Source organism: Enterobacter cloacae complex sp. SYL003 (genome assembly GCF_049236925.1).
Classification (GTDB): Bacteria; Pseudomonadota; Gammaproteobacteria; order Enterobacterales; family Enterobacteriaceae; genus Enterobacter; species Enterobacter intestinihominis.
In genome coordinates this window covers 51,009-59,605 of record NZ_JBMKJK010000021.1, presented here as the reverse complement: position 1 = coordinate 59,605, position 8,597 = coordinate 51,009, and the positions used below count along the sequence as shown (strand labels likewise).

The 8,597-nt window shown below is 43.1% G+C and carries 12 protein-coding genes; 11 read left to right on the top strand and 1 reads right to left on the bottom strand.

Going from position 1 to position 8,597, the window contains the following annotated elements; translation table 11 throughout:
* The 9 genes from ACOT1A_RS21060 to ACOT1A_RS21020 all read left to right on the top strand — a co-directional run.
* Nucleotides 1-744, top strand: a 744-nt coding sequence (locus ACOT1A_RS21060) for a hypothetical protein (RefSeq protein WP_421625531.1), incomplete at its 5' end; no start/stop codon positions are given.
* Nucleotides 745-1,007: 263 nt separating this feature from the next.
* Nucleotides 1,008-1,283 carry a hypothetical protein gene (locus ACOT1A_RS21055; protein WP_001004200.1) on the top strand — a complete coding sequence of 92 codons (276 nt, stop codon included), beginning with the start codon at nucleotides 1,008-1,010 and terminating at the stop codon, nucleotides 1,281-1,283.
* Between the two features lie 44 nt (nucleotides 1,284-1,327).
* A complete protein-coding gene (locus ACOT1A_RS21050) occupies nucleotides 1,328-1,918 on the top strand; it encodes a hypothetical protein (RefSeq protein ID WP_000578891.1) in 591 nt (196 codons plus the stop codon).
* Nucleotides 1,919-1,925: 7 nt separating this feature from the next.
* A complete protein-coding gene (locus ACOT1A_RS21045; protein ID WP_001371933.1) occupies nucleotides 1,926-2,183 on the top strand; it encodes a hypothetical protein in 258 nt (85 codons plus the stop codon).
* Between the two features lie 73 nt (nucleotides 2,184-2,256).
* A complete protein-coding gene (locus tag ACOT1A_RS21040; protein ID WP_000107167.1) occupies nucleotides 2,257-2,793 on the top strand; it encodes a hypothetical protein in 537 nt (178 codons plus the stop codon).
* Nucleotides 2,794-2,809: 16 nt separating this feature from the next.
* Nucleotides 2,810-3,256, top strand: coding sequence for a hypothetical protein (locus ACOT1A_RS21035; protein ID WP_000549069.1), 447 nt, complete (start codon nucleotides 2,810-2,812; stop codon nucleotides 3,254-3,256).
* 90 nt (nucleotides 3,257-3,346) lie between these two features.
* Nucleotides 3,347-4,309 (top strand): DNA replication terminus site-binding protein, encoded by a 963-nt coding sequence (locus tag ACOT1A_RS21030; RefSeq protein ID WP_000119428.1) that lies wholly within the window; start codon nucleotides 3,347-3,349, stop codon nucleotides 4,307-4,309.
* 9 nt (nucleotides 4,310-4,318) lie between these two features.
* Nucleotides 4,319-5,224, top strand: coding sequence for a hypothetical protein (locus ACOT1A_RS21025; RefSeq protein WP_001198595.1), 906 nt, complete (start codon nucleotides 4,319-4,321; stop codon nucleotides 5,222-5,224).
* Nucleotides 5,160-5,504 (top strand): hypothetical protein, encoded by a 345-nt coding sequence (locus tag ACOT1A_RS21020; RefSeq protein WP_001805195.1) that lies wholly within the window; start codon nucleotides 5,160-5,162, stop codon nucleotides 5,502-5,504. Before ACOT1A_RS21025 ends, ACOT1A_RS21020 begins: the two co-directional genes overlap by 65 nt.
* Before the next feature lie 21 nt (nucleotides 5,505-5,525).
* Here ACOT1A_RS21020 and ACOT1A_RS21015 read toward each other — a convergent pair whose 3' ends face one another.
* Nucleotides 5,526-6,701, bottom strand: a complete 1,176-nt coding sequence (locus ACOT1A_RS21015; RefSeq protein WP_000795949.1) for a tyrosine-type recombinase/integrase — start codon at nucleotides 6,699-6,701, stop codon at nucleotides 5,526-5,528.
* Nucleotides 6,702-6,870: 169 nt separating this feature from the next.
* Between ACOT1A_RS21015 and ACOT1A_RS21010 the strand changes: the two genes are divergently transcribed.
* Nucleotides 6,871-7,083, top strand: a complete 213-nt coding sequence (locus ACOT1A_RS21010; RefSeq protein WP_001285422.1) for an Hha/YmoA family nucleoid-associated regulatory protein — start codon at nucleotides 6,871-6,873, stop codon at nucleotides 7,081-7,083.
* Nucleotides 7,084-7,443: 360 nt separating this feature from the next.
* Nucleotides 7,444-8,526: a hypothetical protein gene (locus ACOT1A_RS21005; RefSeq protein WP_001232447.1), complete on the top strand. Its 1,083-nt coding sequence runs from the start codon at nucleotides 7,444-7,446 to the stop codon at nucleotides 8,524-8,526.
* Nucleotides 8,527-8,597: the final 71 nt, after the last annotated feature.

Sequence of the window (8,597 nt, the reverse complement as noted above, 5' to 3'; positions counted from 1 at the left end):
TGCCACGGAACGGTCTGCGTTGTCGGGAAGATACGTGATCTGATCCTTCAACTCAGCAAAAGTTCGATTTATTCAACAAAGCCCTTTGCAACTAGCCGTTTTGAATATGATGATGTTTGTAGTGAAGTTCTTAGCATGTCTAATGATGTTTCTCAGTCGAAAGGTTATGACCGGGATGAATATAACAGACTGATGCAGGTTGATGGTCAGGTTATGATTGCCCGTTTTGCTTTGCAACAGTTCTGGGATACTCATTTTATTGGACTAATAACATTTGTATCTGAGTCTATAACATCGAGCCTCTATAAAGCTTATGAAACTTTTAGTGATATAAGTTTGGCTTGCTATAAACTGAGTGAATATTCTTATTCACGCTCTATCAACAGTGAATTGACCCTTAATATTTCACTTAAAGAAAATGACTTCTGTGAGGACCTATCTGATTGCTATATGGAAGATGAGGCTTTACCTTCTGGTAGGGTAATTTCTCGACGCAACAATGACTCCATAATAAGTATTTATGAGAGCTATGCTGCGGCTTCTTATATTCCGATGATTGCATCTTTGGAAGTCGTTGATGAATACGGCGAAGTGGTTACTGACCTCTGCCATACCGTTTATGTTTCAGAGTTAACCGGTGGGCGGATTAAAATCCACGACCGTAATGACTTAGTATCTGAAGTTTTCGATAACCTAAGAAATTTAAATCTTGCAGTTGGAGATTCAGTTTCACAAGCTGCTTGATTCTTTCCCTGATTTTGATTTTTTCTCACATACTCTTATGGCACGGTTTCCGTGCCTTTTTTTTGCCTCGCTTACAAGCGTCTACTCCTCTTCTACCTATCCCACCTTACATCACCACTTAAAATCTATCTTTCTAATTCCATTATCCTTTTCGTAGCCTCTAATGCTCTGGTATGAACATACTCTTTAAACTCAAAAAAGTGCTATTAACGAAAAAAAATCCCTAAAGAGATTTGTATACTGTTCTCAACCAAGGAGAGCTCATGAATGAACTAAAATCCAAAAACGAGAACAGTACCAAAAGCAACTTTCCCCCGGTTGATAATCAGTTTTGCTTTTACCATGTTGATTTCAGCATAGAACGACTACTTTCAACGGCCGAGGATCTCCAGTTTGAGTACATCTTCCAGAAACCTGGAAGTGAAGTAAGAAAGGATTTGGTTGAGCGATTCGAACGTGGAGAGCGCTTTGTTACAGCTTCACACTGTGACAATTTCTGTGAAATCCTTGGTTGTCAAGGCCATCAGGAAAATGCATAAACCCATAAACCTACATTTCCACTTTTAAGGATGTTCACTAAAGAATGATTGGAGAAAGTATTTTTGACTGGGTAATTTACGGAATATCCATTTTGATATTTGCCTCAGCACTAATTGAAGGAAAGACAACTCGCTACCCAGCACTTTTTTTCTATGGGAGTTTAATTTTAATGTTAATCCTGATAGTTGCTGGAGGCCTTAACTGGTGGTTCTACAGGTCAAAATATGGCGCAGTAATCGTTATCTTCACAGTGGTCTCTTTACTGATGACTCGATTCCGCCTGGTCATATATAAATTAAGATTAAGAAAGTTAGTTTCAGAAATCAGATTTCGTATAAAAACGGGTTTTCGTATAATTCTTGTTTTGTCGGATAATGAGGATGAGCGTAATGTTCTGCTGTCTATGCTTAGCAACGTATTGCCAGAGCAAACGCTTATTCACACGCGTGATGCTCTCGGACCTCATTCAGAGCCTATCCTAAAAGCTCTTGAGCTACATCATCAACAGGGAACAGGTTACATACTCGTCTGTGAACAACAAATCTCAGCGCGTACGTGGTTGAGTATCGTAGAAAATGGGAAACCTGATACATCTATAGCTGTTAATTTTCATTCGATCCCAGAAATGGAGTGATTTTTCAATGAGTAGAACCGTTTCACAAAGTGTCACAGAAGATTGTCTTTTTGATACCCGCACACAAGTCAGATTACAACTAAGTCGAAGCGTTCATAAAACGCTGGCATCTGCTAAAGAAATTTTACAGGGAAGGGGGGTTGATTCGGTCTCTATTGAAGATCTTGTGCGAGCCTGTCTTGAAGAGAACCAGCCAATTGATCTAGCCTCACTTTACCTTGAAAATCTCTTAAAACAGAAAGGTACCAGCATTTGCGATTTTTAGTGTTTTCAAACCTATTAGATAAAATGCCGGTTGTGTTTATATAACATCAATAATTTCATGCAACAGGTAAAACATGAGTACTCAAAAGCAACTTTCCAGAACTACCGGCACTGAACGTATGTTTAAGGAAGAGCTGGCGTTATCCTTAATTTGTTGGGTTTTCACCAGTCCTTTTACCAACTGGACCGATAAAGTCTTCAGTGGTATTGAAGTTCCGTCTGAAGGACCGTCATCATTACGGGGTGAGACAGAAAAATTCTTTCGTTTTGTCGTTAATGAAGAAGGCTACGACGCAGGAAGGGCTGCTATTGGTCTTGACCTATGTTGTTTTTCACTTCCGTTGTGTTTGTTCCCGGACGCTGCCCTGTCTGAGGAAGAGGTTATGAGTAAGTTAACCGGAGAAGTTATCCATGGAATTCTTCTTTCCTTACCTGAGTTTATTGATATGCCAGAAGTGCTCGCTTACCAGGTCAGGGATGAAATTCTTGCTTTTAACACTCGCTGTGGAGACGGGATCTTTCATGGTTGGAACACGGCTTCAGAATTGTGGAAGTTTGAAATCTTTCCCCGCACCACCATCATGATGCAGCATACTTCGGCAATACATTAAAATTAGGCGGGGCAGAATGCATAAAAAACTTTTTCTTCTCGAATGGAAACCCTGTCAGAGCCGCGTATGGGCCGGTTGGATGGCCCTGTGGTTGACTATCAGTTTTCTGATGTTATCTGCCTTGCTTATGACAGATCATCTCCTGAACAAAGTCATCCTGCCGCCAACATGGTTGTTGATCTGGTTTTCGCCAATGCTGGGGTTTTTGATAAAAGTTCGCGTCGTCGAAACTCAACATTTCCTGGAGCATGACCTCTGTGTTGCAGGTTTCTCTTTTTACCGCTGGAAGAGGTTAGTTTCTCCCGGGCTTTGGTCAGTTGACTGTATAAATGGTCGTTTTCGCCTCAATCGGATCACCCAGGTGGGTAAGACTATCCACTATCCATGGCGTCTCCATTATCATCCTTTGTTCATGAGCCCTATCGAACATAAATCGCATGCTGTGAAAGCTGTTTCAAAATGACTTCTTTAGAGGTTTACATGACATTTATGTTCTGCAAGGTCAGCCTGGGCAGCAAAATTGATTGGAAATAACATGAGCCTGGAGAAACGTATGAGTTATGACGATTTGCCCTATTTTCGTGACCAGATTCTGGAACGCATCGACTCGCTCAAGTGTTTTCTTTCGAACACCCCCCCGATGATGGCAAACCTGATGACTGTCTCCACCGTATCTAGAACAGAAGAGCGCTTGAAGCAGGTTAAACCCATCAGGGTTAGTATTAAAGACGATGCTTCGGTTGAGGAAATTATTCAGGCACTTACTGACATCTGTGTGGATGACATAGAGTCATTAAGTCATGATTCCACCAAAGTAACCACTAAATACCCGGGTCTAATCATTGTCCCCGAAAGAGCAGATCTTCTCGAAAGCTTGATCACTTCTATAAACGAAGCAAAAAATGATTTTGCTGCGGCAATGAGGCGTATCGATAATAAAAAGAATGTCCGTTTTGATAAAGTGCACAAGAAGCTCCCGGGCCTTGTCGCTATGCACTCAACAAGAAATATCCTTTTCATCAAGTCCCAGCTTAAAAAAGTTACTTTTTCATGGCGGCTAAACCGAAACCAGGAAGTTAAAACAGCAGAGCAACTTGTGAGTTTGTTGGAGCGCAGGAGAGCCTCAGAAGTAAAAAATGTAGCAACTACCAATTTGAATGTCGTGTCTAATATCGATAAGGCTTTACACCGTCTTGAATTTCACCCACTGAAGCAGGGCGAATCTTATCGCCTTTGTCGAACTAACTCTTTCCCTGTTCCGATTGCTCACATTTTTGCATTTAGGCCTGAAGGGCAGGAACGAAACGGGAATAAATATGCTGAGACTGATTATTCAGTAGTAAAAGCATCCTTGCCCATTTTCGCAGCAGGCAACATACCTCAATTAAAAACGCTCTCTGACTGGGCTCCTGAAAACAGCCAGGGTCCGTCCAACCAACGGAAGCTGAGCCTGAAATATACAGAACTCGTGCCGGGGGCTGAGCTGGGCATTTTCATTGTCAGCCCCGAAAATTAAGGAACAACAATGCAATGGATTTCCACAGCCAGCCAGAAAATCGATGAGCGTCTCTATCGTGTCTGCGTCTGGGTAAAAAAATATCACGCTGATGCGATTAACCGCGTTGTGCTAACCGTTGATCTAAGTAAAGCCCGACATGACCCTGACGAGGACCAGGTAAGAGCAGAGCTGCTGTGCGGCCATTATTTTTTGCTTCGTAAGGAAAACGCTTCGAACTCTGCGCCTGACGATCAAAAGTTTGCTTTCCTGCCTGACGGGCGCAATCTGTGTTGGCAGACCGCAACCCCGGTGCTTCAGCATCTCCTACTCAATAAAAACGTTCCTGAGTCGCTGAGGTTGCTTACGGACTACATACATATGCGTCTGGCCAGGCTGACAATGGTACCTATGTCCGGAACCATCATGAACGAGGCTCTGCTGGACAGCATCAGCTGGGTTAAGGTGGATTTGACCTACTTCTGGCAGTACGAACAGCTCAGCTCTCATCTGGGACCCATCCAGATAACCCACAAGGCACTTGTACGCTTCGGGCACCTGGCAAAGAATGATGAAAACTCCAGTGCCATAAGAATTCTGCGTCAGCGTCTGTCTTCAGAATTCTTACAAGAATTTCAGATGGCTGAGGATGAGCTAAAGCGCAAACAGTCGTTGATGGGCACCATGGACGTGAAAATGCTGTTTCATGCTCATTACCCCAGCCAGAAGATGCTGGTGGCTCGATATAAAAATGGTTGGGTAATGGTGGATTGTTTTCTGTTTCACCATACCAAACCTAAGAAAAAAGCAAAAAACAAAACTACTGTGGCTAAGCCTCAACTTAAACAGACTAAAAGAGAAGGGAGTGAAAATGGAACTGGGCATTATGGTGTGCATCGTGTTGTTACTCTCAGTGGCGGCGGCGTGGATCAGTAATAAGACAGTTGATTTGCTCGAAAGATTCTATTTCAAGCGTCCGCTGAGCATGGAGTACGCGGCATGGCTACGTGTAATGTGTGCAGGCTTGTTATTAGTTTTTATTCAGGTTGCTCCCCAATTTACACTCCTGTATACCCTTAAACTTGTCACGCTTATTAATCTTGGAATCCAGACAATGAAATTAAATGGCGTGTACAAATATAAAAGGACGGGAATTTTGCCTCCGGGAGGGGCACTCTCTAATCTCACCAGACTTAACCCGTTCAAGAAAAAATAAAGTTATGCGCCCGTGAGGGCGCTATTCATCAAAGGCATTTCGCATAAGCTTGATCATGGCTTTTTTACCAGCTTCAATATTGCGAATGTAGCGCATAACCATTTCTTCATTCGACCAGTTCCCCATTTCCATAATCTGTGGTAGCGAGTAACCTTCAATATCCAGCTGTATCGCACCGCCTACACGAACGCTGTGCCCTGTCCAGTAACGGGTTTTAGTCTCATTTGGATAAAGCTCATTCCACATTTCTTTAAATGCCCGTAAAAGGGAATTTTTGCTGAGCATACCGGCATCGTCCACAGTGTCTTCCTCATCTTCATCGTTCAGAAGACTTTGTTTAGCACGGTAGGGCAGGTTATGCCGTTTAAGAAGCTCAGATAGCTCATTCCCTTTACTCCGAAGCTTCCAGCCGGGTGGCATATAGCCTGTATCATGGAAATTTACGGCCTGGAAAAGGTATTCATCCGGATGACTGTGCTGATCCATTTTCACAAGGTTCATCAATCTCAAGAGGCAGTTAGTTAACTGACGTGTCAGCCGGTAGGTAAGAAGTGTACTGATGTTCGTTTTTGTACGGTATACCGTCAGGTTAAATTCACCGGTCATACTATCCAGAGACAGATCTTTCAGACGTATACGGCGAATTTCGGATGAACGGAGCAGTGTTTCAAAGCCTGTCCAGATCAGGCACAGGTCACGAAGCTTACGAACTGAGTTTGTAGTACTGCGTAACTTTATCAGAGCCTTGAGATCGCCAATAAGAAAGGGAGTTGCCTGTTTAGTCGTCTTTCGCTTCCGGGCTTCCGATTGTTTTAAGGCTTCCAGCATGTACCATGCTTCAGACGTAATAATCCCGGGCAGGTTAAGCCCTTTTTTATGGATACTGTTTAAGGCCTGAAGACAGCTGTTTATGCTGCTTCGTGACAATTTGCCTTCAAGATGCCCCATAAACGCCAGCAGAGCTTCCTCAGACACGGGGAGCGAACTTACTGGCCAGTCTGTATGCAACCGGGCATTCGCCTGATACCATTCGTTCCATACTCGTAGCCAGTGCAGATAGGTTTTAGCTGTGTTGTATCTCAGATGGGAAAAGTAACGGATCAAGCGTGAAAGCTGTTTATCATGGTTGCCGAACGTTTCCAGCTGCTGATGCAATTCGCTTTCCGAAAACTGTCTGATCACTGATTGATTCTTCATCCTGCTCACCGGGATACACTGGTTTTATTTACAGTCATTTTAGCACTCATGTACCTGGTTATGAACAGGGTGGAAACAACGAAAAAGGTTGTGAAATCGTTAGGCTTAAGTGAAAAATGATATTAAGATTATCCCTGGCCAGTTGAGGCCTGTCTAAAGAAGGTTGATTATGTCTGACACAAAGCAGTCTTATTTAATGAAATTCCGTAAGTGTAGTTCGTTCGAAACGCTCGAAAAAGTATTTGAAAGGTTATGTGAAAAAAACTCGGGTGTCGCCTCTCTTGAAATTTCTGGTGCTTATGATCATCGTAAAGCTGAACTGACAATGAAAAAGTTATATGACAAAGTTCCTGCGAGTGTGTGGACCTTTGTTCGCGAGTAATTATTGATATTGGCACAACAAAAAGACTGTGTCTGGATTTGAAAATAGTTTATGCCCCTTTCGGGGCTAAAGGCACTGTAATAGCCTGTCTTTTTAACTTTCTTATTAAGTTCGGAGAAAGACTTTAATCATAAGCCAAGCCCACTGCTAAATACATCCGATATTCTCCTTAATTTTAGAAGTTGTGATAAAAGTTACTTTACCTAAACTTCTCTCTCCATATTTGTAAGGCTCTCATTTGATTCTTGTCAAACATTAATCTGGAAAACTAAAAAATCATTTCTTTTAATTCGTTTTACAGAAATCCTCCTCCGTTATTTCGGATATAGTTTGAATAATTATCAAAAACGGGGTGCAGCCATGCGTAAGAGTTACACATTTGGTATTCCATTTGGACTCCAGAGAGAATCAGGACTCTTTTTAGATATTACAGAGGTCAGCCGGGGTATCGACTGTAACTGCATCTGCCCCGCTTGCAAAACTGATCTGTTAGCAAAGCAGGGGGAGGTCAAGCTTTGGCATTTCTCACACAGTACTGCTGTAGCCGGTGACTGTGATGGTCTGATGGAAGCCATCCGGGGAAAAATTATTGAAGTCATCAACGAGCACCAGGTTCTTGGTTTCCCAAATCTTCTCGCTGGCGACGATGGTGGGCCGGTTTCACTGAATGAGGTTATTGGAAGCGGCAGTATGTTCGGAGGCACAGCTGATCTGTTCGTAAAGGTTAATGATTTATGTGTGGCCGTCTTTCTGGACAGGGATCGTAGCATTTCTGCGAAGTTAACCTTTGACCACCTTCATCCTTCCGAAAGAGTTGCCGCATTGCGTATCGATCTTCCAGATATTGAATATGAAATCAGTCAGGTGCAGCTCGGGCGACGTAAAACAACATACAGTGAGTGCATTGAAAGCCTGATCATTGATGAGACCAGTTCCCGGGAATGGCTATATCATCCATTAATGCATGAACTTGAATCTGAACCTCTTCAGGAGTATCGGGGACGGGAGCCTTCAGAGGAAGGGCCTCTTCTTCAGCGCCTTGCTGACTGTAAGATGAAATTGCCTGATATCCTTCCGGGCAGTCATAACGCGTTAGTCAGGTTACAGCAGGATACGATTGTATGTCTGTGTAGGTTAACGGTTCGGGCTTATGACATCGCTCAGACCGATGAATTTCCTTTGTTCCTTCGCTATTTCAGGTTGCACTGCCTGGAAAACAGCGAACATGTCAGTTACGAAAGACTGATCTGCTGGCAGGAAATGATTTCAAAAACCCAGGAAGGCCAGTCCTTGACACAAAACGAACTTGAATATCTTCATGAGATTGTCCGCATCGCCTTATACAATCACCGGCTTAACAATGTCAGTATTTCAGATGTTAAAAACCATGACACAGGAAAGGAGAGCGGCAGGGTAGAGCCACAAAACTATTCACTCTTATAAATAAATTGGGCTTTGCGCATTAAACCCTTGCCGCAGGAGGTGTACCGCATATCCGGCACAGACAGTCAGTT

Excerpts from the sequence above, each read along its gene's own strand:
- ACOT1A_RS21025 (WP_001198595.1), top strand. The coding sequence starts at position 4,319 with ATGCAATGGATTTCCACAGCCAGCCAGAAAATCGATGAGCGTCTCTAT.
- ACOT1A_RS21015 (WP_000795949.1), bottom strand. The coding sequence starts at position 6,701 with ATGAAGAATCAATCAGTGATCAGACAGTTTTCGGAAAGCGAATTGCAT.
- ACOT1A_RS21045 (WP_001371933.1), top strand. The coding sequence starts at position 1,926 with ATGAGTAGAACCGTTTCACAAAGTGTCACAGAAGATTGTCTTTTTGAT.
- ACOT1A_RS21030 (WP_000119428.1), top strand. The coding sequence starts at position 3,347 with ATGAGTTATGACGATTTGCCCTATTTTCGTGACCAGATTCTGGAACGC.
- ACOT1A_RS21005 (WP_001232447.1), top strand. The coding sequence starts at position 7,444 with ATGCGTAAGAGTTACACATTTGGTATTCCATTTGGACTCCAGAGAGAA.
- ACOT1A_RS21055 (WP_001004200.1), top strand. The coding sequence starts at position 1,008 with ATGAATGAACTAAAATCCAAAAACGAGAACAGTACCAAAAGCAACTTT.
- ACOT1A_RS21010 (WP_001285422.1), top strand. The coding sequence starts at position 6,871 with ATGTCTGACACAAAGCAGTCTTATTTAATGAAATTCCGTAAGTGTAGT.
- ACOT1A_RS21020 (WP_001805195.1), top strand. The coding sequence starts at position 5,160 with ATGGAACTGGGCATTATGGTGTGCATCGTGTTGTTACTCTCAGTGGCG.
- ACOT1A_RS21040 (WP_000107167.1), top strand. The coding sequence starts at position 2,257 with ATGAGTACTCAAAAGCAACTTTCCAGAACTACCGGCACTGAACGTATG.
- ACOT1A_RS21035 (WP_000549069.1), top strand. The coding sequence starts at position 2,810 with ATGCATAAAAAACTTTTTCTTCTCGAATGGAAACCCTGTCAGAGCCGC.
- ACOT1A_RS21050 (WP_000578891.1), top strand. The coding sequence starts at position 1,328 with ATGATTGGAGAAAGTATTTTTGACTGGGTAATTTACGGAATATCCATT.